The organism is Actinospineispora spinosispora DSM 44797 (assembly GCF_000429025.1).
Classification (GTDB): domain Bacteria; phylum Actinomycetota; class Actinomycetes; order Mycobacteriales; family Pseudonocardiaceae; genus Pseudonocardia; species Pseudonocardia spinosispora.
Window position 1 is genome coordinate 206615 of sequence record NZ_AUBB01000006.1, and the last position, 25422, is coordinate 232036.

Genomic DNA, 25422 nt, shown 5'->3' on the forward strand with positions numbered 1-25422 from the left:
GATGGCACGAATGTGGCTTTAGGGACGTTGAACGTCCCTAAAGCCACATTCGTGCCACTGGCTGCGCGGGTGGAGCGGGGTGGAGTGGGTGGAGCGGGGTGGAGTGGAGTCAGTGGATGCCGCAGGCTCGGAAGGCCGCCGTGGCGCCCGCCGCTATCAGGACCACCAGCACCAGGGGCAGGCGGCGCCACGCCGCCAGCGCGCCCAGCAGGACTCCGGCGGGGCGTGCCCAGCCCGCGAACGCCGCGGCCTCGGTGAGCGCGGCGGTGGCGACCAGAGCGGTCAGCAGGGCGGTCGCCGCCAGGTCGAGGAGCCGTTTGCCCCGGTCCGGGATGGTCAGCCGGCGGCGCAGCAGCAGGCCGGAGAGCCGGATCCCGTAGGTGCCCGCGCCGAGCGCGGCGACCGCCCATCCGGTCATGACGTCACCGCTTCCGGCTGACGTCCACGACCCGCGGCAACCACACCGACCAGTGCGCACAGCACCGGAAGACCGGCGGGTACCCACGGCGTCGCCAGGAGCGCCGCCGCCGAACCGAGTACCGCGACCCGGGCAGCGGACGCCTCACGCAGGCCGGGCAACAACAGAGCGAGGAGCGCGGCCGGGAACGCCGCGTCGACACCGAGCACGGCGGGGTCCGGCACCGCGTCGCCGAGTAGCGCCCCGAGCACCGTGCCACTGTTCCAGCCGACGAACATCACCACCCCGAGCGTCCAGTAGGCGCGGCGCGCGGCGTCGGGGTCCGGCCGGGATCGGGCGAACGCCACCACCTCGTCCACCATCAGGTGCGTACCCACCAGACGAGCGGGCCAGGACCGCCCCACCCGGTCGCCGACGGCGAGACCGAACGGCAGGTGGCGCAGGTTCAGCAGCAACCCGCCGAGCACCGCCGCGACGGGAGCCCCGCCCGCCGCGATCACCGCGACCGCGAGGAACTGCGAACCACCGGCGAAGACGAACAGCGACATGGCCGAGATCAGCACCAGCGGAATGTGCGCCGAGGCGGCCAGCGCGCCGAACGACCCACCGACGACCACCATGGCCGCCCCGAGGGCACACGCGTCCCGGATGTCGTCACGAATTCCGTCACGGAGTAGTACTGTTCGCCATATCGAACGCATAGTCGCCCATGGTGAACGCAACCCCGCCCGTTCGTCAAGCCGAACAGAGAGACTTGTGAACCGAACAGACCCCATCTCGGGAATCGCCGAAGCGCTCCGCCGCGAACGTGCACGCGCCGGACTGTCCCTGACCGAGCTGGCCCGGCAGGCCGGAATCGCCAAGTCCACGCTGTCCCAGCTCGAGTCGGGCAGCGGTAACCCCAGCGTCGAGACGTTGTGGGCGCTCGCGGTCGCGCTCGGCGTGCCGTTCAGTCGCGTCGTCGAGCCCGAGCAGCAACCGGTGCGAGTGATCCGGGCGGGCGGCGGGGTGCCCGTGCCGTCCGATCAGGCCGTGTTCACCGGCACCATCCTGTCGACCTGTCCGCCCGGGGCGCGCCGCGACATCCACCTGGTCACGATGGAACCCGGCGCCGACCGGCAGGCCGACCCGCACATCCCCGGCACGATGGAGCACAACGTCGTCATCGCCGGCCGCCTGCGCTGCGGTCCGGTGGGCGAGGAGATCGAGCTGGACGTCGGCGACTACGCCTGCTACCGGGCCGACCTCCCGCACACCTACCGGGCACTGGAACCGAACACGGCGGCGGTGATGGTCATGGAGTACAGATAACTCGTCAGACTCCCGCGCCAGTGCAGGCGACGTTGCTCAGGCCCTGGCCTCCGGTCACCCTGTTCGTGCAGCTGACCACGTTGCGCTGCGGGTTCTTCGTCACGTTGATCGCGTAACCCGTCGCGCGCAGCGTCGCGCTGTTGTTGTCGAAGCGGTTGTCGACACCCCAGCCGGAGACGATCTCGTGCACCTGGAAGCCATCGGCGGGGGTGTCGGTTCCGACGTTGTCGGCGATCGTCCAGCTGTTGCCCTTGATGTCGACCCACGAGTCGGCGAACCCGCCGGCCAGCGCGTTGCCGGAGAAGGTGTTGCCGCGCAGGATGCCACCGGTTGTGCCTTCCTTGATGTCGACGTTCTCCGCGACCGTGTCGGTGACCGTGTTCAGCTCGATCACGTTGCGGTCACTCCGGTCGGGGCCGCCCCGGCCGTCGCCGAACTTCGACCAGTTCTTCTGCGCGCTCCCGATGTAGATGCCCTCGCCGTACTCCGCGCTGGTGCGACCGGTGAGCCGCACCTCGTTGCCCCGCACGAGGTTGTCACTGCTGCCCATGCGCAGGTGCAGACCTTCCTCACCGGTCTGCTCGATCAGCAGCCCTTCGACGAGGTTGGACTGTGCGCGGTCCAGCATCAGACCTTTCGCCCCACCCCGGATCGTGAACCCGGCGAGACGCCAGTGGCTGGCGCCGTCGAGGTGCAGCCCGTAACCGCCGGTGCCGCCGAGCACGGCGTTCCTCGTTCCGCACAGCGTGATGGGCCGGTCCGCGGTTCCCTGCGCGGTCGCGGTGAAGTTCCCCTTGTAGGTGCCGTCGGCCAGCTGGATCACGTCGCCGGCACGGGCGCCGTTCAGCGCCTCGATGAGGCTGGGTCCGTCGCGCACCGGCCGGGTCACGCCCGTACAGGAGGTGTCGGCGACGACAGGAGCCGCGGGCTCGATCTCGGCGACCGGCCGAATCGGGTTCGTCCACCCCGGCGCGGCAGCCCTCGGCTGAACGGTGGGCGTCTGAGCTGCCGACGGCGGCGCGGAAGTGACGGCCGAGGACCGCGCCTGAGGCTCGGGGTCCTGGAAAGCGGTCGAGGAGTCGTCCGGGAGTGGCGTGGCCGGAAGCAGCACGATCGGCGCCGGCGAGCTGCTGGTCGTCGCGGAGCTGCTCGGCGAGGCCGCCCGGCTCGGGATCGTCGTCCGCCCGGGCGCGAGCCTGCTGCTCGGGGAGGAGGTAGTGGAACGTTGGGGCAGAGCCGACGCGCCGTCGGGACGTAGTGAGCTCGGAGTGGGAACCGGAGTCGTCTGGACCGAGCCGCTCGACGGAGCGCTCGCACCGTCCTGGCCGATGACCTGCGACACCCCGGGGATGCCGGGCGCCATCCGCACCGGAGTCGGTGCGATGCTGCTCAGCGGCCTGGGCGCGCGCGAGACCGGAGCGGGTTGCGCCAGCGAGGGTCTGAGTGACGGTGACGGCACCGCGGTGGGGACAGCGGCAGGCACGGGCAGCATCGGTCGCTGCTGCTGTACGGGCGGACGCGCCGCGACCGAGGGCACAACCGTGGCCTGTGCGGCCGGCGGGTCGGGTTGTTGGGGCAGCTCCACCGCCGTACCGGCGGTTCCCCTGGCCAGAATGTTGCTGTCGGCCGCCCGCAGGTTGGACGTGGCCATGCCGGCGAGCTTCGGCCACATCAGCGGTCCCGCCGCGATCACCGCGAGAACACCGACCGCGACCCAGCCCTTCCGGGAGCGGCGCGGTCGCGCGGGCGCCGCGACATCCGGGACCAGGCCCCTGGCCCGCTCCCGGCGGTTGCGTTTCAGCTCCCTACGGCGGGCACTCGACCCCAGCCCCGATCCCCCGTGCATGACGGCCCCTTCCCGACTCATCGGGCGAGACATGATCATCGCCTGACGAACACGGAGCGTATGTCGATAACCACGAGAGTCTTGGTCAGGACACGCCCGCCTAACCGAGAAGAGTGAACACTGACTCTGCAGAGTGATATCGGTTCGGGAGTGGGTGAAAACAACACACGAAAAGGCCGGCCCCCGCTGAGCAGGAGCCGGCCCGATCCATCAGAAAGCGGTGTTACCAGCCGCGCTGGGCGTAGCGCTGGCCCTCGGGCAGGTCACCCAGGTTGATGCCGACCATGGCCTCGCCGAGACCGCGCGACACCTTGGCGATGACGTCCGGGTCGTCGTAGAACGTGGTGGCCTTGACGATCGCCTCGGCGCGCCGCGCCGGGTCGCCGGACTTGAAGATGCCGGAACCGACGAACACACCCTCGGCGCCGAGCTGCATCATCATCGCGGCGTCGGCGGGGGTGGCGATACCACCGGCGGTGAACAGCACGACCGGGAGCTTGCCTGCCGCCGCGACCTCGGCCACCAGCTCGACCGGCGCGCGCAGCTCCTTGGCGGCGACGAACAGCTCGGCCGTGTCCAGCCCACCCAGCCGGCGGATCTCGCCGCGGATGGACCGCATGTGCCGGGTCGCCTCGACGACGTTGCCGGTACCGGCCTCGCCCTTCGAGCGGATCATCGCGGCACCCTCGGAGATGCGCCGCAGCGCCTCACCCAGGTTGGTCGCGCCGCACACGAACGGCACGGTGTAGGCCCACTTGTCGATGTGGTGCGCTTCGTCGGCCGGGGTGAGCACCTCGGACTCGTCGATGTAGTCGACGCCGACGGACTGCAGGACCTGCGCCTCGACGAAGTGCCCGATGCGGGCCTTGGCCATGACCGGGATGGACACGGCGTCGACGATGCCGGCGACCATGTCCGGATCGCTCATCCGTGCCACGCCGCCCTGGGCGCGAATGTCGGCGGGCACCCGCTCGAGCGCCATCACGGCCACGGCACCGGCGTCCTCAGCGATCTTGGCCTGCTCCGGGGTGACCACGTCCATGATCACACCACCCTTGAGCATCTCGGCCATGCCACGCTTGACGCGGGCGGTGCCGAACTGCGACTCGGTGGCGGCGCTCGACTCGGAACGATCGGACGGGAGTTGCTCGGCGGACACGCTACGACCTCTCGGATTCGGGTAGTGCACCCATCGGGGTACACCCAAGTGTAATTCGCTCGGGAGCATGCTCGACAACTCCGGCTGATGCAGCCGGGTTGTTCAGTGCACTACTCAGGAGACTACGCGGGTGACCCCGTCCCAGCTCCCGTGTTTCAGCTGTCGCACCAGTTCACCCAGGTCACGGGGGTAGACGACGGCCTCGCTGTGGCTGAGCTCCTCCGCCGTCCACCAGCGGTGACCGAGGACCGTACCGATCTCGAGGTCGGTGAAACCGGACGTGTCCACCCGGTCGCCGTGCGCACGGGTGAGGAAGAACTCCTCCTCGGTGGCGACGTTCTCGCCGTCGAAGCTGAACATCGCTCTGCGCAACCAGACCGGCCCGACCAGTTCGTCCTCCGCGATCCGCAGGCCGGTCTCCTCGGCCAGCTCGCGCGCGGCGGCCCGGCGACCGTCCTCGCCTGCCTCGACCCCTCCCCCCGGGGTGAACCAGAAACGCTCCTGCGGACGTGCCGGGTCGATCCCCTCGAACAGCAGCACCCGATCACGCGGATCGAGGAGCACGACACGACCGGCGGCGCGCGTGCGTGGCATGAGCACAGTGTCGGAGCCGCTCGGTTCCGCGTCCACGATCTCGAAGTAGCCGGGGCGGGGGGCGGTGCCGGCGAGCCGCAGCCACCGCACGAGCCTGCGCGACCGCAGCGCGAGGGTGTCGCGGACGGCGTCGTTGTGCACCCGCCTGGCGAGCATCACCCGCTGCTCCGCATCGGACAGCTCGGCCGCCAGCGCCTCGGGCAGCGCCGCGCGGGGGATGCGGCCCAGCCATTCGCTCAGGTCGTTCTCGGCGGCCTCACGTTCGGCGAGCGGCACCGATTCGGCGCGCGCGGCGACGGCGCGCAGCATGTCAGCGTCAGCGCCCGCGCCGCCGGACTCCCCCAGCCGCAGTGCCACCGCACGGGCGACCACCGCGCGACGCTCCAACGCGGCGAGCAGCGCCGCGAGTGCCGCGTCGGTGCGCACGTGCAGGCGGTCCAGGCGGTTCGCGCGCAGCAGGCACGACGCGACCACCAGCAGGATGACCAGCAGAACCAGTGCGCCGAGCAGCACGGAGGTCATCGGTCCCGCACCCGGGCGTCGAGCAGCGGGGCGTCTCCCTCGGTCGCGGTCAGGCCACGCGGGTCCGCCGCGATCGCGGCCTGGTAGACCCGCAGCACCTCCTCGGCGACGACCGGCCAGTCGTATCGTGCCGCCCAGCCGCGCGCCGCCTCGGACAGCTCGGCGCGGCGGCGGTCGTCGGTGAGCAGCGCGGCGAGCTCCTTGGCCAGTGAGGCCGAATCCCCCACCGGGACCAGCGCCCCGGCCCGGCCGTCGTCGAGCACCCGCCGAAAGGCGTCGAGGTCGCTGGCCAGGACCGGCGCGCCCGCCGCCATCGCCTCGGTGAGGACCATGCCGAAGCTCTCCCCGCCGGTGTTCGGCGCGCAGTACACATCCATCGACCGCAGCGCGGCGGCCTTGGTCTCGTCGTCGACCCCGTTCAGCACGTCCATGCGGGCGGACAGCTCGGGACCCGCTGACCGTCGCAGCGCTGCCTCGTCACCTCGGCCGACCACGAGCAGCCGGGTCGTGTCGATCTGGTCGTCCGGCAGCGCCCGCAGGGCGTCGAGCAGCACACCCATCCCCTTGCGCGGCTCACCGAACCGGCCGACGAACCCCACCGTGCGCACCCCCGGCAGCGGGTAGCCCGGCAGCGGCGTCGCCCGGGCGTAGAGCGCGGCGTCCACCCCGTTGGGGATCTCCACGGCGTCCCCGCCGAGGTGCTCCACCTGGACCCGGCGGGCCAGGGGCGACACCGCGATCCGAGCGGTGATCTTCTCCAGCATCGGGCGCAGGACGCCCTGGAACGTGGTGAGTGCCCGGGAACGCACCGTCGCGGTGTGGAACGTGGCCACGATCGGCCCGTCCGCCACCGCGAGCGCGAGCATCGACAGACTGGGCGCGATCGGTTCGTGCAGGTGGAGCACGTCGAACTCGTGGTCGGCGAGCCAGCGGCGCACCCTGGCGTAGGCGACCGGGCCGAACGTGAGGCGCGCGACCGACCCGTTGTAGCGGATGCCCAGCGCTCGTCCGGCGGGCGTCACGAACTCGGGCAACGGTGGCTGGCCCGGCTCCCGGCTCAGCTCGGCGGGCGCCAGCACGTCGACCGAGTGTCCGAGCGACCGCAGCGCCCTCGCCAGATCGAGCACGTGGCCCTGCACCCCACCCGGCACGTCGAGCGAGTAGGGGCACACCACGCCGATCCGCAGGCCGCCGTCCATCAGGTCGCCTCGACTGCCGAGGGCTTCGGCTGGGCCTGGTCGGCCGTCCAGATCGGCTGCAGCATGTGCCAGTCCGCCGGGTGCGCGGCGATGTCCGAGGCGAACACGTCGGCCAGTGCCTGCGTCGCGCCGCGCACGACGTCGGAGCCACGCCCCGAGGGCATCTCGATCGGCGGGTGGAACCGCAGGCCCCAGCCGCCGGGGGTGAACCAGCCGCCGAAGGGCAGCAGCGCGGCGCCGGTGTGCCGGGCCAGCTGGGCTGGGCCGCCGGGCAGTCGTGCCCGCTCCCCGAAGAAGTCGACCTCGACACCGCCGCCGGTGAGGTCCCGGTCGGCGACCAGGCACACGACGCCGTTCGACCTCAGCCGCGCCGCCAGGGTGGCGATGGTCCGTGCACCGGCATCGGCGGGCAGCACCTCGAAGCCGAGCGACTCCCGGTACCCGACGAACCGCCGGTACAGCGAGTCCGGGCGCAACCGTTCGGCCACCGTGACGAACGTGGCCGGACGACCGCGCTTCGCCAGCGCCCGCACCAGCCAGGCGCCGGCGACGTCCCAGTTGCCGCTGTGGGTGAGCGCGGCGAGCACGCCCCGTCCCTGGTCGAGGGCCCGTTCGAGGTGCTCGACGCCCTGCACCGCCGGATCGACCGCGTCGTGCAGCGCCACCGGATCCATCGCGGGCAGCCGGAACGTCTCACACCAGTAGCGGGCGTAGGACCGCATGCCCTCCGCCACGACCGCGTCCAGCACGGCGGGGTCGGGAATCGTGCCGTCGTGCGCAAGCACCCTGGCCAGGTTCGCGCGCAGCCGCTGGACCCCGGGGCCGTTGCGGGTGGCGGCACGGTCGGCACCCGCCCGGAACACCGCCGACGTGAGCCCTTCGGGGGCGGCCCGCACCACGTGCCACCCGAGCGCGTAGCCCAGGTCGGCGAGTCGTCCGGTGAGCTGCTCGTTCACCGGTCCGCCAGCCCGTCGTCCGGAGCGCGCTCGATCGGTGGCTGCCCGGCCGCCGAGCGATGGACCGACACCAGCCGCTGTCCCAGCGTCACGACCGAGCCGACCGCGAGCAGCCACAGCGATACCGCGAGCGCCCCGGGCACACCGAGACCTTCGAGCGCGGTACCCAGCAGCGCGAGGATCAGCCGCTCGGCCCGCTCGACCAGACCGCCCTGGGCGGACAGCCCGCCGGCCTCGGCACGCGCCTTCAGGTAGGACACGACCTGCCCGGCCACCAGCGAGAGCATCGCGGCGATCGCGGTGTGCGGCTGGTCGCCGAGACGCAGGCAGAACCAGGTCAGCGCCGCGAACAGCACGCCGTCCGCGATCCGGTCACACGTGGAGTCGAGCACCGCGCCGAACGGCGTACCCGAGCCCCGGGCACGCGCCATGGCACCGTCGAGCAGGTCGAACAGCACGAACGCGGTCACCACGCAGGCACCGGTGAACAGGTGGCCGCTCGGGATGAACAGCAGCGCGGCGGCGACCGTGCCGACCGTGCCCAGAACCGTGACCAGGTCCGGCGACACTCCCCAGCGGACGAGTGCGCGGCCGAGTGGATCGGTGACGCGACCGATCGAGGCGCGGGCTACCAGGTTGTCTAACACCGCATTAGTGCCTTGGTAACGAGGTTCCTTACCCGAATCCGGTGTCCAGGTAGGTGCGGCGCAAGGCGAAGGCACGGCCCGATACCGCTGTTGTATCGGGCCGTGCCGACAACGCGGCCGGGCGCCTGCCTGGGCGCCGGAGGCGGGTAAGACGACCTTGTTACCACGGCACTAGCTCGGCCAGGCCTCGACCAGTAGTTCCCTGGTCTCGGACAGCAGTTGCGGGATGACCTTCGTCTGGCCCACCACGGCGATGAAGTTCGCGTCGCCGCCCCAGCGGGGCACGACGTGCTGGTGCAGGTGGTCGGCGAGCGAGCCGCCGGCCACCGCGCCCAGGTTGAGCCCCACGTTGAACGCGTGTGGCGGCGCCGTCTTCTTCAACGCGCGGATGGCGCGCTGGGTGAACTCCATCAGCTCGGAGCTCTCCTCGGGGGTCAGGTCCTCCAGCTCGGAGACGTGCCGGTAGGGCACGACCATGAGGTGGCCGGGGTTGTACGGGTGCAGGTTGAGCACCGCGTACACCTCCTCGCCGCGCGCGACGACCAGACCGTCCTGGTCGGACAGCGTAGGGATCCGGCAGAACGGGCAGCCCTCCTGGGCGCTGCTCGCCGCCGCCTCCTTGATGTAGGCGAGGCGATGCGGTGTCCACAACCGGCGAAAGCCGTCGCTGACCGCCACACCGTCCTGCTCGACCAGCTCGGGCGTCGGTACGGGCGGCTCCCCCGGGGACTGTGCGTCGCTCACGAAACACCCAGGGTGAAGGACTCCTCGGTCGGCGAGCTGTTCTCCCGTCTACCGATCCACGAGACGATCGCCTCGACCGCGTCCTTGACCGGGACGCCGTTGCGCTGGCTGCCGTCCCGGAACCGGAAGCTGATCGCGTCGGCCTCCACGTCACGCCCACCGGCGAGCAGCATGAACGGCACCTTCTGCAGCGTGTGGTTGCGGATCTTCTTCTGCATCCGGTCGTCGCCCGCGTCGACCTCGACCCGGACACCGCGCTCGCGCAGCGCGGCGGCGATGTCCTCGACGTAGCCGACCTGGTCGGCGCTCACCGGGATGCCGACGACCTGCACCGGCGCCAGCCACACCGGGAACGCCCCGGCGTAGTGCTCGGTCAGCACGCCGAAGAACCGCTCGATCGAGCCGAACAGCGCGCGATGGATCATGATCGGGCACTGCCGGGTGCCGTCCGCCGCGGTGTACTCCAGCTCGAACCGCTTGTTCTGGTTGAAGTCGAGCTGGATCGTCGACATCTGCCAGGTGCGGCCGATCGCGTCCCTGGCCTGCACCGAGATCTTCGGCCCGTAGAACGCCGCACCGCCCGGGTCGGGGACCAGGTCCAGCCCGGACTCCTCGGCGACCTGGCGCAGGACCTCGGTGGCTTGCTCCCACTCCTCGGGGTCGCCGATGAACTTGTCCGAATCGCCTCTGGTGGACAGCTCCAGATAGAAGTCGTCGAGACCGTAGTCACGCAGCAGGTCCAGGACGAACTGCAGCAGCGTGCGCAGCTCACCCGGCATCTGCTCGGGTGTGCAGTAGATGTGCGAGTCGTCCTGGGTCAGCCCGCGCACCCTGGTCAGGCCGTGGACCACACCGGACTTCTCGTACCGGTAGACCGTGCCGAACTCGAACATCCGCAGCGGCAGCTCCCGGTAGGAGCGGCCCCGCGACTTGAAGATCAGGTTGTGCATCGGGCAGTTCATCGCCTTGAGCTGGTACTGCGCGCCTTCCAGCTCCATCGGCGGGAACATCGTGTCGGCGTAGTACGGCAGGTGCCCCGAGGTGTGGAACAGGCCGGACTTGGTGATGTGCGGCGTGTTGACGAACTCGTAGCCCGCCGCCTCGTGCCGCTGCCGCGAGTAGTTCTCCAGCTCGCGCCGGATGATGCCGCCCTTGGGGTGGAACACCGGCAGCCCGGAGCCCAGTTCCTCGGGGAAGCTGAACAGGTCCAGCTCGGCACCGAGGCGGCGGTGGTCGCGCCGCTCGGCCTCCTCGAGGCGATGCAGGTAGTCGCCGAGCGCGTCGGAGGACTCCCACGCGGTGCCGTAGATGCGCTGCAGCTGCGGGTTCTTCTCGCTGCCCCGCCAGTACGCGGCCGCCGTGCGCATGAGCTTGAACGCCGGGATGAACTTCGTGGTCGGCACGTGCGGGCCACGGCACAGATCGGACCAGACCACGTCGCCGGTGTGGGCGTGGACGTTGTCGTAGCTGGTCAGCTCACCGGAGGCGTCGACCTCCATGACCTCGGAGTCGGCCTCCGTGCCGGCGCCCTTCAGCTCGATCAGCTCGAGCTTGTACGGCTCGTCGGCCAGCTCCTTGCGCGCCTCGTCGAGCGAGTCGAACCGGCGCCGCGCGAACCGCTGCCCGGACTTGATGATCTTCTTCATCGCCGACTCGAGCTTGCCGAGATCGTCGGGGGTGAACGGCTCCGCGACGTCGAAGTCGTAGTAGAAGCCGTCGGTGATGGGCGGCCCGATGCCGAGCTTGGCCTCCGGATGCAGCTGCTGCACCGCCTGGGCCAGCACGTGTGCGGCCGAGTGGCGGATCACGCCGCGCCCGTCCTCGGTGTCCGCGCCGACCGGCTCGACCTCGACGTCGGTGTCCGGGACCCAGGCGAGGTCACGCAGGGTTCCCTCGGCGTCGCGGACCACGACGACGGTCTGGGGCCCGGTAGTCGGCAGCCCCGCCTCCCGCACCGCCGAGGCGGCAGTCGTGCCGGCCGGCACCCGGACTGGGGCAGACACGGGACGAGCAACGGGACCGGACACGACGGGCTCCTTCAAGATGGTCGAACAGAATGGATCATGGACTACGGCCCATGTTCCCCTCGCGACCCTAGCGCGCCGCCCTGACGGTGTTCCGTCCGGTTTGGCCTGCTCCGGCGGTCACCCTGCCCTGGTGTACCGACGTGAGGAAGCGGTACACCGCATCGACCGTGTGCGCTGTGCGCGCGGTGGCGAACGTGTCGAAGCCGTGCTGGGCGTGCGGCAGTTCCGCGTAGCCCACCGGCGACGGCGATCCCGCGCGCAACGCCGTGACGAACCGACGAGACTGCTCGACGCCGACGATCGCGTCGGTGGAACCGTGCACGACCAGGAACGGGGGTGTGTCCGACCCCACCCGCAGCGCCGGTGACGCCTGACGCCAGGTGCGTTCGTCGGTGTCGAAGGTGGTTCCGATGACCTTGCCCTCGAGCAGCGGCCACAGTCCCTGGCGGTCGTGCGTGAAGTCGTGCACCCCGTAGAGCGGCACCGCCGCGGCGAGCGAGGTGTCGACCTCGGTGAACCCGGGCTGGTAGTCGGGGTCGTTGGCACTCACGGCGGCGAGCGCGGCCAGGTGCCCGCCCGCCGATCCGCCGGTGACGGCGACGAAGCCGGGGTCACCGCCGTGCCCGGAGATGTGCTCCCGGATCCAGGCGATCGCGCGCTTGACGTCGACGATCATCGCCGGCCAGCGCTGCGCGGGTGCGAGCCGGTAGTTCACCGTCACACACACCCAGCCCCGCTCGGCGAGGTAGCCGAGGAGCGGCTCGGCCTGACCGAGCTTGTCGCCCATCTGCCAGGCTCCGCCGTGGATCTGCAGCAGGACCGGCGCGTGACCATCCTGGGGCAGGTCGGCCCGGTGCCACACGTCCAGCGTGCCGAACGGGCCGTGCTCGCTGTAGCTGACATCGGCCACCCGCCGGTAGCGCCGCCGCGCCACGCTGCCGTGCAGAACACCCGCCGGCCTACGGGTACGCACCGCGTCGGGCTCCTCGACCCCGGCATCGCGCAGCGCCTCGGCGAGGACGACGGCCGAGCGACGGGCGTCACCGGCCAGTCCCGCGAGTCCGGCGAGCCCACCGATGTTGAGAACGGTGCCAGCAACACCGGCCGGGCCGCCCGCACGCCATGCCGCGGCGGCCGCCACGGTGTGCACACCGGCCAGCAGCAGCGGCGATTCGGAGGCGAACGAGCTGGTCAGCGCGCTGCCGATGGAGAAGGGCCAACGGCTCACCAACGGCCGGTAGGCCCCGGCGACCCCGCTCGCGCCGAGAGCGCCGACCAGGATCGGGACAGTTGCAGAGCGCATCGGACACCACCCCTTCGAGCCGACCCGCGAGCCGTTCGCGATGATCGTGCCCGAGGCTACGCGACCAGAAACGGGACAGCTCTCCTCGCGCGTGGTCCGAGCAGTGTGAGAGTCCGCGACAAGAGGGCCGCAACCTGGCGGCCGATTGGGTGAGATTGACACAGATGCCGCATCGCTCGAGTGAGGCGCGCCGTTGGTCAGACGGACCATGCGCCACAGCCGAGACAGCGGCTGGCCGTCGACGATGACCCACGACGGCTCTGGAACCAAGGATGAGGCGGGAGGCCCTCGCGTGTCGGGATCGCGTGTCGGGCAGTCCGGGCCCTACCGGGCCGCCGGACAGCCACCCGAGTCGCCCCCGCGCCGGAAACCGCCCGTTCCCGAGCAGGCTTCCCCAGGTCAGCCACCCCCACGCCCGGTCACCGGCACCACCGGGGTGCCGGCGGCCAACAGTCGCCGAATCTCGCCGCTCGCCGCCACTTCGGACCGGCCGGGCCCGCCGCCACGGCCACCGGTGCGTGCCCCGAACGGCCAGGGTGCGGTCCCGCCGCGCAGACCCGCTCCCCCACCTCCGCGAGGCCCCGGGCAGCAGGGCGCGCCGCCACCACCTCCTCCGCAGAACGGCCAGAACGGCCGGCCGCCCCGCCCTCCCGCCCGGCGCGGCGAAGGGACCCAGCCGGTCAACCGGGTGCGCGAGCCGAGGACACCCACCGACTCCGGCGCCACGCGCTCGGTGGGCCGGCCCTCGGCGACCAGCGCGAACCGCCCGGTAGGCGGGGCGACCGGTGCAATCCGTTCGGTGGGTGGCCCTTCGGACTCGGGCCCGAACCGCTCGGTCGGCGACCCCTCGGCGACCGGTGCGACCCGGTCAGTGGGCGGACCCTCCGCGACCGGCGCTCGTCCGCCCGTCCGAGGCGCCGTCGACAACGGCCGCCAGCGGCCCGCGACCCGTCCCCAGCCGGGCGCACCCGGCACCGGGGTGGACAGCCCGGTCAACGCGACCGCCGCCCGGCTCATCGCCGAGGGCCGCGCCCGCATGGCCGACTCGCCCGACGAGGACGAGACCCCGGACCGCAAGATCCGCAGGGGCCAGGGCGCGCGCCAGTTCGACCTCGCCAGCCTCGCCGCTCTCCCGACCGAGTACCGCGAGCGCGCCATCGCACGATGGAAGCGCCGTCGCGTCAGGATCGCCACCTACACGCCCCGGGAACGGATGTGGCACCGCGTCCGGGTCGCCGGGGCCACCGCGACCGGCCTCTTCGTGGTGCTGCCGATCCTGATGTTCCTGATCGGCTACCTGGCTTTCGCCATCCCGACCGAGGACGACGCGGTCAAGAACCAGGTCGCCACGATCTCGTTCTCCGACGACACCCAGCTGGCCAAGATCGTCCCCGCCGACGGCAACCGGATCAAGGTCCAGCCCGACCAGGTGCCGCTCGACGTCCAGCACGCCGTGCTGTCCGCCGAGGACCGCAGCTTCTACTCGAACCCCGGGTTCGACCCGATGGGCCTGGCCAGAGCCGTGGTCAAGCAGCTGACCGGTCAGGCAGGCGGCGGCTCGACCATCACCCAGCAGTTCGTGAAGAAGACCCTGGTCGGTGACGAACACTCCTTGTGGCGCAAGTACAAGGAGATGATCCTGGCGATCAAGATCTCGCAGCGGGACGACAAGCCGACCATCCTCACCAACTACCTCAACGCGATCTACTTCGGTCGCGGGGCGTACGGCATCCAAGCCGCCAGCCAGGCCTACTTCAAGAAGAACGTCTGGGAGCTCAACGCCAGTGAGGGTGCGCTGCTGGCGGGCGTCATCCAGTCGCCGAACCGGTGGGATCCGGCCAAGGACCTGCAGCGTTCCGTCCAGCGCTGGAACTACGTGATGGACGGCATGGTCACGCAGGGCTGGCTGGACAAGAGCGACCGCGCGGCCGACCAGTTCCCGAGGTGGGTGCCTTCCCAGAAGACCTCGAGCGGCATCCCGTCGGACGACCGGGGTCTCATCGTGAGCGCCGTACGCGACGAGCTCGCCACCCTGGGCATCAACGAGACGACGTTCAACCAGGACGGCCTGCAGATCGAGACGACGATCGACCCGGTGGCCCAGCGCGACGCCGTCGACGCCGTCCACAAGGGACTCGACGGCCAGCCGGACAACCTGCGGTCCGCGTTGGTGTCCGTGGACCCCAGGAACGGGGCGATCAAGGCCTACTACGGCGGGAGCCAGGGCACCGGGCTCGACTACGCACGGGTCTCGAAGCAACCGGGTTCGACGTTCAAGCCGTTCACACTGCTCGCCGGATTGATACAGCAGGACCCGGTCGGTCTGGGCGAGCGGTTCAAGGGCATGCCGCTGCCCGGGCTGCGCAATGCCGACGGCGCGTCCTGCCCGGTGTGTGACCTCAAGCAGGCCATGACGATCTCGAACAACGTCGTCTACGTCTCGCTGGCGGAGAAGGTCGGTCCGCGGAAGGTGCTGGAAGCGGCCAAGACCGCGGGCCTGGCGGACTCGTTGTCCAAGGTCAGCCCGGACACCGTGGACTCGCGCATCGCGCTGGGCAACAAGGAGGTCACGCCGGTCGAGCTGGCCGGCGCGTACGCGACCTTCGCGGCCAAGGGCATCTATCACAAGCCGCACCTGGTCAGTAAGGTCACGACCGCCGACGACCGGGTCATCTACCTCGCTCCGGACCGCCAGGAAGAGCGTTTCGACCCGCAGGTGGCGCGCAACGTCACCGAGGGCATGCTCGGTGTGCCGACCTACGACAAGCTGAGCCTGAGCAAGAACCGTCCGGTCGCCGCCAAGACCGGCACCGTCCAGTCCTACGTGAAGGACCAGAACAACGACGCGTGGACGGCCGGGTTCACCCCGCAGATGGCGACCGTGGTGTGGATCGGGACCGATCAGAACACCCCGATCAAGAACTCGAAGGGCGCCCCCATCTCCGGCGGCACGATGCCCGCCGGCATCTGGAAGTCCTACATGGGCGACGCGACCAAGTCCGACGACGTCGAGAACTTCGGCCCGTTCAAGGCCATCGGCGAACCGCCGGCCGTGACCGGCCCGACCGACGGTTTCATGGCCGGCGGTGGCGGCGATTCCTCGGACACCTCGACCTCGACGCCACCCACCACGACGTTGGAGTCCGCCCCCGTGGACGGTGCGGTGGACAACAACGCGCGAGGCACCACGAGGCGCGAGTGCGGCAACAACGGCTGCCACGACGTGAAGGAGAACGGCACCGACAACAACCGCCGCTCGGACTCGGACGAGTCCGACAACGCGGACGACTCCGATCGGTAGACATCCGCGCTACTCCACCCGTTGTCAGGACGCGCGGGAACGCGTGACCGGAGGATCATTCCCCGGATGCGGACGTTCGAAGTCTTCGCCTGGACGGAGTCCGGCAGCTTCGTGCTCTACGTGCCGGAGATCGAGTCACTCACCAGGGCCAAGCGCGTGGACGACCTGGAACCGGCCGCCCGCGACCTGATAGCCGAGCTGCTGGGCCTGTGCACCGACTCGTTCACCGTGCAGGTGCGCTACCGCCGTCCCCGGCTCTAGAGTATTGACCTGCCGCGCCGCACACCGGTCGATAGTGTCGGGGCATGGCTGAGGTGGTGTACGACCGAGCGGAACAGTTCAAGCAGGTACAGAGCGGTCTGCTGGACGGTGAGTCGATCATTGCGGTGTACGACGCGATCGGCGCGGGGACCGGCTTCATCGGCCTGACCAGTCACCGGGTGATCATCCAGGACAAGTCGTTCGTCGGAAAACGAGTCGCGCTCACCTCGATCCCGTACAACAAGATCACCAGCGTGTCGGTGGTGAGCAACAAGTCCTGGGCGGGCGGCTTCTTCTCGACCGGCGCGATAGCGATCCACGTGGGCACGCAGACCTACGAGATGGAGTTCAGGGGCGACCAGAAGAGCCACCACGTCCACAACCTGCTCCTGTGGCACATGGGGGTCCGCCCCTAGGGCCCACCTCGCAGACCCCCACGTCGCGTCGCAGACACTGCAGCGTCTGCGACGCAACACGAACCTCTGCGAGGTGTGACGACTGCGCCTGGTGGGGCGCGTGCGCCAGACGCCGACACTGCATCAGGTGGCGCAAAGGACGCGGCGCAGCCGTGGCCGCACACAGGCGCTGCGAAGGCACCCGCAGACCTCCCCGTCCCCGCGATCCTGGCCCGCACTTGGCGTGGTCGGGCGGCGTCAACCCTGAAACCTCGACCCTGCTGCGAGCTGCACCAGGAGACGGCGTCGAGGCCGGCGAAGCCGGGGGTTGACGCCGGCCGACCACGCCAAGACACTGACCGGCCAGCGGGGACGCCCCTGCACCCCCGGGGCCAGCGCGGTCGGGCCCTAGCTCGAGGACCGGACCAGCCGGACGGCCCCGACCAGCATGTATCCCCCGGTGAGGGCGGCCAGCGCGGCGATGCCGCGCTGGGGTGCGTCGCGGCGAACCAGATGCCCGACAGCGGTCAGCGTGTCCGACGTGTCGACCGCCAGCCCGATGCGGTGCCATCGACGCCGGCCGCTGGGCGGCTCGGTGAGATAGCCGATTCCGAGTGCAACGGCGCGGGCCCCGTAGATCCGGGTCAGGTAGCTCAGCGACGGGCTGCTGGACATACCGAACGCGCGCACCAGCCGGTTCGGCCCGAGCAGCGCGGCGACGCCGAGCACGATTCGGCCGACCGCAAGGCCGATGAGCGGGTCGGTTTCGGGAGTGTTCTGCTCAACCATGAGCACATGCTGCTCAGACGGACGTATGACCGGCAATTACCCGCGAGGTAACACCCCTTGACAAAGCGGCGGTCACCCGCTTCGCTATGAGGTAACGGTCGTGTGCAGATTCAGAGGGAGGCCGCGATGAAGTTGCTGGCACCGAAGGCCACCGAGCTGCCCGACATCGCGATCGGCGCGGGCCTGATCGCCGGAACCGCGAACGTCATCATGCAGCTGGCTCGCCCGGGCGTCGGGTACGGCGTGGTGGAGAGCAAGGTCGACAGCGGCAACCTCTTCAAGCACCCGATCAAGCGGACCAGGACCACGCTCACCTACCTCGCGGTGGCCACCTCCGGCAGCGAGGAGGAACGCAAGGCCTACCGCAGGGGGGTCAACCGGTCTCACGCGCGCGTCCGGTCCTCCGAGGACAGCCCGGTGTCCTACAACGCGTTCGACCCCGACCTGCAGTTATGGGTCGCGGCCTGCATCTACCAGGGCTTCAGCGACGTGTACCGGCTCTTCGGCGTGCCCGTGGACCCGGAGACCTGGGAGCGGCTCTACCGCGAGTCCGCCACGCTCGGCACGACACTCCAGGTGCCCGCCGATCGCTGGCCCGAGGATCTCGCGGCGTTCGACCGGTACTGGAACGAGCAGCTCGACAAGGTCGAGATCGACGACACGGTCCGCGCCTACCTGACCGATCTGATCATGCTCACGCCGTTCGTGCCGCCGGTCCGGCTGGTGTTCGCGCGGCTCAACCGGTTCCTCACCACCGGGTTCCTGCCCCAGCGGTTCCGTGACGAGATGCGGCTCGACTGGAGCGACCGACGGCAACAGCGTTTCGAACAGTTGATGGCGCTGCTCGGCGTTGTGGTGCGGCACTCCCCCACGATCCTGCGCGCCTTCCCGTTCAACGCGCTCATGGTCGACCTCCGCTGGCGGATCCGCACCGGTCGCCCGGTCGTCTGAGGGCCCACACGCGCCGTCGATCATGGCCTAGGCTGGACCGGGATGACTGGTTTCAGAGCCGAACAGATCGACCTGCTTGCCGGGTCCGGCTGGGCGGACTGTCCCTCGGTGGCCGCGCTGGTCGCCTCGGCCGGCCTGCCGCAGCTCAGCCGCGCCTATCTGGAATCGACGTTCACCACGCCCCAGTGGGATGCGGCGGAAGCGGCGGTGACCGCGTTACGGGTCCACTTCGCGGCCGCGCGGTTCGCCGAGGAGGTCGAGTACGGCGTGCTGCTGGTGCCCGACCCGGCCAAGCTCGACACGCGGGCGCCACAGCCGGCCGAGGCACGTAAGGACCAGCTCGGCGAGGCCGCCGCCGACGTCGTCGACTCACGCCTACCCGCCGGCACACTGGGAATCCCGCCGGGTACGGACTGGAGCATGGTGGCGGCGGTGACCGGGCCCTACGGGCTCGCGATGGGCAGCCACCAGCGGGTGGTCGAGGGCCCGGAGGAGGCCTTCACCGTCCTGGGCACCGACACCCGGCTCGGCATGCTGCGCCAGTTCTGGGGCGCCCGCGTCCTGCAGGCGGGGCATCAGCCGCCCGACTGCGAGGCCAACGACCACTGGACGTTCACCCTGTTCCCCGGCGAACCGCTCACCGACGGGTCCGCCGAATCGGGCACCGTGCTCAAGGGCAAGGTCCGTTTCCGCCTCGGCAAGCCGGACCGGGGAATCGGACCGGCCAGGGTGGCTCCCGCCATCGTCGTTCAGTAGCGCGACACCGGTGGCGCGAGTGTCGCCACCGAGGCTCGATCGATCAGCGTCGTCGGCAGCGTCACCGACCTGGGCGCGGCCCCGGGGTCGGCGATCCGTTCCACCAGCAGCTCCACGGCCGCCCTGCCCAGCTCGTAGACCGGCCTGGCCAGCACGGACAGCGCGGGCGTGAAGAGCGCGGCCCACGGGGCGTCGTCGAAGCTCACCAGGGACAGATCGACACCCAGACCGACTCCCCGGCCGCGGCATGCCTCCGCCACCGCCAGCGCGACGTCGGTGTTCGACGTGACCACCGCCGTCGGTGGCCGAGGCAGGGCCAACAGCTCGGACGCGGCGGCGACCAGCATCTCCCGGTCCGGCGGGCTGTAGCGCACGAGGTCCGGCCTCGGCGGCAGGCCGGCCTCGAGCAGAGCGTCGGTGACTCCGCCGGCGCGATCGAGGCCGGTGGAGATGACCGAGGCCGACGGGGTCGTGGCGATCCGGTCGACCCGCTGCGAGCCGATCAGCGCCCCGATGTCCCGGTGGCCTCGGGCCAGCAGGTGCCGCACCGCGTCGGCGGACCCGCTCCGGTCATCGGTCGTGACACTGCCGATCGGAACGCCCGGCAACCGCCGATCGAGCAGCACCATCGGGGTGATCGGATGGTCGTCGGACAGCAGATGGTCGTTGCCGGTCGACGAGCAGGGTATGACGATGAGACCGTCGACGCGCTTCTCGATCAGCACCCGTACGGCCTGCCGTTCGGCGTCCGGTCGTTCGTTCGTGTTGGCCACCAGCACCTGGTAGCCGACCTCGGCGGCGGTGTCGACGATCGCCCTGGTCGCGGCGTCGTGGAAGGTGTTGCCGATCTCGGCGACGACCAGTCCGATGGTCAGCGTCTTGCCCGCCCGCATGGCCCTGGCGAGCTCGTTGGGCCGGTAGCGCAGCTGCTCGGCGGCGGCGAGCACTCGCTGCCTGGTCTCCGCGCCGATCCTGCCGTAGTCACCGAGGGCCCGGGAGGCCGTCGCCCTCGACACGTTCGCCAGCCGGGCCACGTCGAGGATGGTCACGGCCTGGCCCGACGGTGGGCGTTCGGTCATTACGCGCTCCTCTCGCGTGCGGCGATCGACAGTGTTGACACGGTCTGTGTCGGGTGTCACGCTACAGCTCGTTCGGGCGTGTGAGAACGATCTCGCACATATTCGCGAGAACGATCCCATCCCGCGCTCGACAGCGCCCGTCCGGCGCCGCATCACGACTGCTCGAAGGAGAGCTGATGACACGACTCGGCAGACCACTGGCCGCTCTGGCGGTGGCATCGTTGGCGATGGTGCTGGCCGCCTGCGGCTCGGGTGGCGGTGGTGGCGCCCAGGCCTCCGACGTCGTGATCGGATTCGTACCGGGGACCACATCCGACCCGTTCTTCAAGGCGATGCAGATCGGCGCGGAGCAGGAGGCCAAGAAGGAGGGCGTCAAGCTGCTCTGGCAGGGCAGCGGCGCCGAGTACTCCCCGCAGGCCCAGCTGCCGTTCGTCGACGGTGTGCTCGCGCAGAGCCCGAGCGCTCTGGTGCTGGTCCCCACCGATCCGGACTCGCTGCAGGCCAGCGTCACCAAGGCGCAGGCCAAGCAGATCCCGGTGCTGTGCGTCGACACGACCGTCACCGACCAGGGCTATCTCAGCTCGTTCATCACAGGTGACAACGTCGCGGGCGGCAAGCAGGCCGCCGACACCCTCGCGGGCCAGATCGGCGGCAAGGGCAAGGTCTTCGTCATGCTCAGCTCGCCCACGACCACCACCAACGTGCAGCGGCTGCAGGGCTTCTCCGACGAGCTCAAGGCCAAGTACCCGGATGTCCAGATCGTCGGCCAGGCCTACTCCAAGAGCCAGCCGGCCACCGCGACCTCGGCGATCAACACCGCGCTGCTGAGCAACCCCGACCTCGCCGGAATCTTCGCGATCGACGGCACCAGCGGCACCGGAGCCGTCGCCGCGCTGCAGAACCGCAACCTGGTCGGCAAGGTCAAGCTGGTCGGCTACGACGCGTACAAGACACAGGTCAACGACCTCAAGAGCGGCGTGTACACCGCGCTGATCGCGCAGCAGCCGGTCGAGGAGGGCCGTCTGGCCGTGCAGTACGCCGTGGCGAAGGTGACCGGCAAGGGCGCGGACCAGATCAAGAAGGACGTCGTCATCCCCACCGTCGTGATGACGAAGGACAACCTCGCCGAGACCGAGAAGAACACCTATGCCGAGTGAGCCCACCCTGTCCGAGACACCGGCACGGCCCGACACCCCACCGGCCGGGAACCCGGCGTCGGTCTCGCTGTGGGACCGGGTCAAGCCCCTGACCCGGAACCAGACGACCATGCTGCTGCTGGTCTTCGTGGCGATGATCGCCTTCTTCTCTGCGATCAACCCCCGGTTCTTCTCCACCGCGGCGTTCGGCAACATCCTGCAGGACTGGGCACCGATCATGCTGCTCGCGGTCGGGCAGACCTTCGTGATCATCTCGGGTGGGATCGACCTGTCGGTCGGTTCCACCCTGGGGTTGTCCGGGATCGCCTGCGCGCTCACCATGCGCGCGCTGAACGGCGGCGGTCAGAGCGCGACGGTGTGCATCCTGGCCGGACTGGTCGTCGGTGCGCTCGTCGGTCTGGCGGTCGGCGCGGTGAACGCCTTCCTGGTCACGAAGGTCCGGCTGGCGCCGTTCATCGCGACGCTCGCCACTATGGGCGCCGCGGCGGGGTTCACCCTGGTCGTCACCGGGGGCACCCAGATCGCCGAGGGCCCGAAGGAAGTGATCCTGATCGGCTCGACGACCTATCTGTCGCTGTTCACCGTCCCGGTCCTGGTGGTCATCCTGGTCACCGCGATCGCCTCGGTCTACCTGCACCGGTCGCGGTTCGGCCGCTGGACCTACGCGATCGGCTCCAACGGCTTCGCCGCGCGCGGCGCCGGCATCAACGTGCAGCGGCACCTGGTGAAGCTGTACGTGCTGTGCGGACTGACCGCCGGGCTCGCCGGCGTTCTGGTCTACTTCCGGCTCGGTTCCGGCTCCCCCACGTCGGGCACCGGCAACGAGCTGACCGCGATCGCCGCCGTGGTCATCGGCGGCACGAGCCTCACCGGCGGGCTCGGCCGGATGACCGGCACCGTGGTCGGCGCGCTGATCATCACCTCGGTGCTCAGCGGTCTGATCATCATCGGCGTCGAGCCGAACTGGCAACAGGTCGTCGTCGGCGGGCTCATCGCGCTCGCGGTGGGCATCCAAGGCATCGGCAGCTCGGTGCGGAGGCAGGTATGACGGCACTGTACGAAGCGGTCGGGGTCAGCAAGAGCTACGGCAGCGTCGCCGCGCTGAGCAACGTCGACTTCCACGTCGACGCCGGTGAGGTCGTCGGTCTCGTCGGCGACAACGGCGCGGGCAAGAGCACCCTGGTCAAGATCCTGTCCGGCGCGCACAAGCCGGACGGCGGCGGCCGGCTCGTGCTCGACGGCGAGGACCGCTCGTGGGACTCGCCGCACGACGCGCTGGAGTCGGGGATCGAGACGCTCTACCAGGACTCGGGCCTCGCACCCCACCTGACGGTCAGCGCGAACGTGTTCCTGGGCCGTGAGGAGTTCAAGCCCGGTCTGCTCGGCAAGCTGGGGTTCCTCGCGGAGAAGAGCATGGCGGCGAAGTCCGCCGCCGAGCTGGACCGGGTGGGCATCGCGGTCCCGTCGGCCGGACGCGCGGTGTCGCAGCTGTCCGGTGGTCAGCGCCAGGCCGTCGCCATCGGCCGCGCGGTCGCCTGGGCCCGCAAGGTGATCATTCTCGACGAGCCGACGAACCACCTCGGCGCGCGCCAGTCGCAGGAGGTGCTGGGGGTCATCCGGCAGGCCAAGCGCAAGGGCCTCGGGGTGATCCTGGTGTCGCACACGCTGCCGCACATCTTCGAGGTCACCGACCGTTGCGTGGTGCTGCGGCTCGGCGAGAAGGTGGCCGACGCCCCGACCAGCGAGTTCACCCCGGACCTGCTGGTCAAGACGCTGACCGGGATCACCACCATGCCCGGTGGGGGCGGTTGAGGCGTGCTGCTGCAACTGGCGGTGGACCGTCCCGAGCACTTCGCGGTCGTGCCCCGCGTCGCGGACCTGGTCGACATCGTGGAGGTCGGCACCCCGGTACTGAAGCGGTTCGGGGCGAGCGCGATCACCACGCTGCGCGAACTGGCACCCGGGGTCCCGGTACTCGCCGACACCAAGACCGTCGACGGAGGTCTGCTCGAGGCGGAGATGGTGCACACCTCGGGCGCGACGATGATGACCGTGCTGGCCTGCGCGTCCGCCGCGACCCATTGCACGGTCGGTGAGTTCGCGGACCGCCACGGCCTGATCGTCGTCGCCGACACGATCACCACCACCGGAACGACCCCGCTGCTGCCGGTGGGCCAGACGTTCCCGGCAGGCTACGGCTACGTCGCGGTGCACTTTCCCTCCGACCAGCGGCTCGCGGGCGACAGCTCGACGGCACACATCGACGCGGTCGAGGACATGCACGCCCTCGGCCACCGAGTCTCGCTCGCCGGCGGGATCAGCACCGACAACATCGACGCCGCGGTCGCGGTCGCGCCCGAGATCGTCGTGGTGGGCAGCGGCATCACCGAGGCCGACGACCCGAGAGGAGTCACCGAGTGGATCCGGTCACGTCTGTCGGAACCGGGCCGAGGCTGGCCCTCGACACCGTCACCACCGAGCTGACCGACCTGCTGAACCGGCTCGACGAGCGCGCCTTCGCCGCACTGGTCGAGGAGTTCACCGACGAGCGGCGCCGGTGGTTCTTCACCGGTCAGGGCCGTTCGGGGCTCGCGGCGAGGATGGCCGCGATGCGGTTCATGCACCTGGGGCGCAGATCCCATGTGCTGGGTGAGGCCACCGCGCCCTCGGTCCGCGATGGCGACGGGTTGCTCGTGCTGTCCGGTTCCGGAACGACACCGGTGAGTCTGGGATTCGCGCGGATCGCCAGGTCGGAGGGCGCCAGGGTCGTTCTGCTCACCTCTCGGCCGGACAGCGCGCTGGCCGAGCTCGCCGACGTGGTCTTCCCGATTCCGGCCGGCGAAACCCGGCAGCTGGGCGGCAGTCTGTTCGAGCAGGCCGGCCTGCTGGTCATGGACGCCGTCGTGTTCGCTCTGGCACAGCGGATGGAGGACGCCACCGGCCGGTTCGCGTACCTGCACACGAACATGCTGTAGCGGTGCGGCCCCGGGTTGTCGTCGTCGGCGACTGCATCGTCGACGAGATCCACGAGCCGTCCGGCTCGAGCCGATGGGCCGGCGGCGCGGGGCTGAACCTCGCGGTCGGGCTGAGCGTCCTGGGGCTGCCGAGCGCCCTGATCGGCCAGGTCGGCGCCGACGAGGACGGCGACCGGCTGCGCGGGTACCTGCGCGGCCACGGGGTCGTCCTACGCGAGCACCGGGGCGCCGCCACCGGTCTCGCGGTGTCCTGGCGCACCGGCGGTGAGCCCCGCTATCGGTTCAACGACGCGCTGCTGTCCCGGCGCCTGACCTTCGGCGACGCCGACCTCCGGCTGGTCGCCGGCTCGGCGGCGCTCGTGGTCAACAGCATCAGCCACGACGACGCCGAGCAGGCGGCCGAGCTGCGCGGACTCTGGTCGGCCGCGGCGGGGGTCCGCGCGATAGACCCCAACCCCCGGCCCGCGCTCCTGCGTGACGCCGACCTGCACCGCCTGAACTTCGAGGAGCTCGCCGCCGAGGCGGACCTGGTCAAGATCAGCGACGAGGACGCCGCGCTGCTCTATCCCGGCCGCGACCTGGACCGGGTCGGCCGGCTACTGCTCGACCTCGGGGCACCGGTCGTTCTGCTCACCCGGGGCGCCGAGGGCGCATCGGTCCTGACCGGCACCGGTCGGGTCGACGAGCCCACGGCGCGGCTGGGCGCATCGGTGGTGGACACGATGGGCGCCGGTGATGCGACCCTCGCGGTGCTGCTCGCGCACCGGGTACGGCACGGGGCACCGGCCGACCACTCGGCCTGGACGCCGGTGCTCCACGAGGCGATGCACGTCGCCGCCGCAACCTGCCGCCACCGGGGCGGCCTCCTGCGCCGCCCCGCCTGACCATCCCGTCCACACAGACCTCGTACACGCCACACAGCGACTGCGTCGCACCCCGCGCACCGTGTGGCCACACCGCGCTATGTGCACGGAGCGCGGTGTGGACTCACGGTGCGCGGCGTCGTTCACATATTCTGATACAGTACGTACT

27 protein-coding genes are annotated in these 25422 nt (G+C 70.6%); 13 read left to right on the plus strand and 14 right to left on the minus strand.

Annotation, left to right across the window (positions count from 1 at the left end; translation table 11 throughout):
* Positions 1–109 precede the first annotated feature (109 nt).
* Both G406_RS0101020 and G406_RS0101025 read right to left on the minus strand, forming a co-directional pair.
* Positions 110–418 carry an AzlD domain-containing protein gene (locus G406_RS0101020; RefSeq protein ID WP_028932338.1) on the minus strand — a complete coding sequence of 103 codons (309 nt, stop codon included), beginning with the start codon at positions 416–418 and terminating at the stop codon, positions 110–112.
* Positions 415–1119 (minus strand): AzlC family ABC transporter permease, encoded by a 705-nt coding sequence (locus tag G406_RS0101025; RefSeq protein ID WP_028932339.1) that lies wholly within the window; start codon positions 1117–1119, stop codon positions 415–417. Before G406_RS0101025 ends, G406_RS0101020 begins: the two co-directional genes overlap by 4 nt.
* A 55-nt stretch (positions 1120–1174) precedes the next feature.
* Here G406_RS0101025 and G406_RS0101030 point away from each other — a divergent pair, with 55 nt between their 5' ends.
* Positions 1175–1729 (plus strand): helix-turn-helix domain-containing protein, encoded by a 555-nt coding sequence (locus tag G406_RS0101030; protein WP_028932340.1) that lies wholly within the window; start codon positions 1175–1177, stop codon positions 1727–1729.
* 4 nt (positions 1730–1733) lie between these two features.
* Here G406_RS0101030 and G406_RS57700 read toward each other — a convergent pair whose 3' ends face one another.
* The gene (locus G406_RS57700) at positions 1734–2840 is read right to left on the minus strand and encodes a right-handed parallel beta-helix repeat-containing protein (RefSeq protein WP_169736560.1); all 1107 of its coding nucleotides are present in this window, start codon (positions 2838–2840) and stop codon (positions 1734–1736) included.
* Here G406_RS57700 and G406_RS57705 point away from each other — a divergent pair.
* On the plus strand, positions 2824–3621 hold the full coding sequence (locus G406_RS57705) for a hypothetical protein (protein WP_028932341.1): 798 nt from the start codon (positions 2824–2826) through the stop codon (positions 3619–3621). The two genes, G406_RS57700 and G406_RS57705, sit on opposite strands and share 17 nt — an antisense overlap.
* A 177-nt stretch (positions 3622–3798) precedes the next feature.
* Here G406_RS57705 and pdxS read toward each other — a convergent pair whose 3' ends face one another.
* The 9 genes from pdxS to G406_RS58090 form a co-directional block, all read right to left on the minus strand.
* Positions 3799–4734, minus strand: coding sequence for a pyridoxal 5'-phosphate synthase lyase subunit PdxS (gene pdxS / locus G406_RS0101050; RefSeq protein WP_028932342.1), 936 nt, complete (start codon positions 4732–4734; stop codon positions 3799–3801).
* A 114-nt stretch (positions 4735–4848) separates the two neighbouring features.
* Complete coding sequence (locus tag G406_RS0101055) at positions 4849–5850, minus strand: NUDIX hydrolase (protein ID WP_028932343.1); 1002 nt, start codon at positions 5848–5850, stop codon at positions 4849–4851.
* Entirely contained in the window at positions 5847–7037 is a 1191-nt protein-coding gene (locus G406_RS0101060) for a glycosyltransferase family 4 protein (RefSeq protein WP_028932344.1), read from the minus strand. Before G406_RS0101060 ends, G406_RS0101055 begins: the two co-directional genes overlap by 4 nt.
* 11 nt (positions 7038–7048) lie before the next feature.
* Positions 7049–8005, minus strand: coding sequence for a phosphatidylinositol mannoside acyltransferase (locus G406_RS0101065; RefSeq protein WP_028932345.1), 957 nt, complete (start codon positions 8003–8005; stop codon positions 7049–7051).
* Complete coding sequence (gene pgsA, locus G406_RS0101070) at positions 8002–8652, minus strand: phosphatidylinositol phosphate synthase (protein ID WP_028932346.1); 651 nt, start codon at positions 8650–8652, stop codon at positions 8002–8004. Before pgsA ends, G406_RS0101065 begins: the two co-directional genes overlap by 4 nt.
* 171 nt (positions 8653–8823) lie before the next feature.
* Positions 8824–9396, minus strand: a complete 573-nt coding sequence (locus G406_RS0101075) for an HIT family protein (protein ID WP_156934621.1) — start codon at positions 9394–9396, stop codon at positions 8824–8826.
* Entirely contained in the window at positions 9393–11423 is a 2031-nt protein-coding gene (gene thrS / locus G406_RS0101080) for a threonine--tRNA ligase (protein ID WP_028932348.1), read from the minus strand. Before thrS ends, G406_RS0101075 begins: the two co-directional genes overlap by 4 nt.
* Before the next feature lie 67 nt (positions 11424–11490).
* Positions 11491–12726: an alpha/beta hydrolase gene (locus G406_RS43950; RefSeq protein WP_051341272.1), complete on the minus strand. Its 1236-nt coding sequence runs from the start codon at positions 12724–12726 to the stop codon at positions 11491–11493.
* A 399-nt stretch (positions 12727–13125) separates the two neighbouring features.
* Positions 13126–13743 carry a hypothetical protein gene (locus tag G406_RS58090; RefSeq protein ID WP_211241009.1) on the minus strand — a complete coding sequence of 206 codons (618 nt, stop codon included), beginning with the start codon at positions 13741–13743 and terminating at the stop codon, positions 13126–13128.
* Here G406_RS58090 and G406_RS43955 point away from each other — a divergent pair.
* From G406_RS43955 to G406_RS0101100, 3 genes are all read left to right on the plus strand, one after another.
* Positions 13706–16027: a transglycosylase domain-containing protein gene (locus tag G406_RS43955; protein WP_245606968.1), complete on the plus strand. Its 2322-nt coding sequence runs from the start codon at positions 13706–13708 to the stop codon at positions 16025–16027. The two genes, G406_RS58090 and G406_RS43955, sit on opposite strands and share 38 nt — an antisense overlap.
* Positions 16028–16093: 66 nt before the next feature.
* The gene (locus G406_RS43960) at positions 16094–16288 is read left to right on the plus strand and encodes a hypothetical protein (RefSeq protein ID WP_037074595.1); all 195 of its coding nucleotides are present in this window, start codon (positions 16094–16096) and stop codon (positions 16286–16288) included.
* Positions 16289–16332: 44 nt separating this feature from the next.
* Positions 16333–16704, plus strand: coding sequence for a PH domain-containing protein (locus G406_RS0101100; protein WP_028932349.1), 372 nt, complete (start codon positions 16333–16335; stop codon positions 16702–16704).
* A 387-nt stretch (positions 16705–17091) separates the two neighbouring features.
* On the opposite strand, the gene G406_RS43965 is transcribed toward G406_RS0101100, so the two are convergent.
* Positions 17092–17472 carry a hypothetical protein gene (locus G406_RS43965; RefSeq protein WP_051341476.1) on the minus strand — a complete coding sequence of 127 codons (381 nt, stop codon included), beginning with the start codon at positions 17470–17472 and terminating at the stop codon, positions 17092–17094.
* 126 nt (positions 17473–17598) lie between these two features.
* On the opposite strand from G406_RS43965, the gene G406_RS0101110 reads away from it, so the two are divergent.
* Entirely contained in the window at positions 17599–18423 is an 825-nt protein-coding gene (locus tag G406_RS0101110; protein WP_037074853.1) for an oxygenase MpaB family protein, read from the plus strand.
* A 42-nt stretch (positions 18424–18465) separates the two neighbouring features.
* Complete coding sequence (locus tag G406_RS56435; protein ID WP_028932351.1) at positions 18466–19179, plus strand: hypothetical protein; 714 nt, start codon at positions 18466–18468, stop codon at positions 19177–19179.
* On the opposite strand, the gene G406_RS56440 is transcribed toward G406_RS56435, so the two are convergent.
* Positions 19173–20258: a LacI family DNA-binding transcriptional regulator gene (locus G406_RS56440; protein ID WP_028932352.1), complete on the minus strand. Its 1086-nt coding sequence runs from the start codon at positions 20256–20258 to the stop codon at positions 19173–19175. The genes G406_RS56435 and G406_RS56440 overlap by 7 nt on opposite strands.
* A gap of 176 nt (positions 20259–20434) precedes the next feature.
* Between G406_RS56440 and G406_RS43970 the strand changes: the two genes are divergently transcribed.
* The 6 genes from G406_RS43970 to G406_RS0101150 are packed head-to-tail and all read left to right on the plus strand — an operon-like array spanning position 20435 to position 25274.
* Positions 20435–21415 (plus strand): ABC transporter substrate-binding protein, encoded by a 981-nt coding sequence (locus G406_RS43970; protein WP_051341276.1) that lies wholly within the window; start codon positions 20435–20437, stop codon positions 21413–21415.
* Positions 21405–22463: an ABC transporter permease gene (locus G406_RS43975; RefSeq protein WP_051341279.1), complete on the plus strand. Its 1059-nt coding sequence runs from the start codon at positions 21405–21407 to the stop codon at positions 22461–22463. Before G406_RS43970 ends, G406_RS43975 begins: the two co-directional genes overlap by 11 nt.
* The gene (locus G406_RS0101135; protein WP_028932353.1) at positions 22460–23227 is read left to right on the plus strand and encodes an ATP-binding cassette domain-containing protein; all 768 of its coding nucleotides are present in this window, start codon (positions 22460–22462) and stop codon (positions 23225–23227) included. Before G406_RS43975 ends, G406_RS0101135 begins: the two co-directional genes overlap by 4 nt.
* Before the next feature lie 3 nt (positions 23228–23230).
* Positions 23231–23899, plus strand: a complete 669-nt coding sequence (locus tag G406_RS53520; RefSeq protein WP_051341281.1) for an orotidine 5'-phosphate decarboxylase / HUMPS family protein — start codon at positions 23231–23233, stop codon at positions 23897–23899.
* Positions 23833–24390: an SIS domain-containing protein gene (locus G406_RS43985; protein WP_051341283.1), complete on the plus strand. Its 558-nt coding sequence runs from the start codon at positions 23833–23835 to the stop codon at positions 24388–24390. Before G406_RS53520 ends, G406_RS43985 begins: the two co-directional genes overlap by 67 nt.
* A 2-nt stretch (positions 24391–24392) precedes the next feature.
* Positions 24393–25274 (plus strand): PfkB family carbohydrate kinase, encoded by an 882-nt coding sequence (locus tag G406_RS0101150; protein ID WP_028932354.1) that lies wholly within the window; start codon positions 24393–24395, stop codon positions 25272–25274.
* Positions 25275–25422 lie beyond the last annotated feature (148 nt).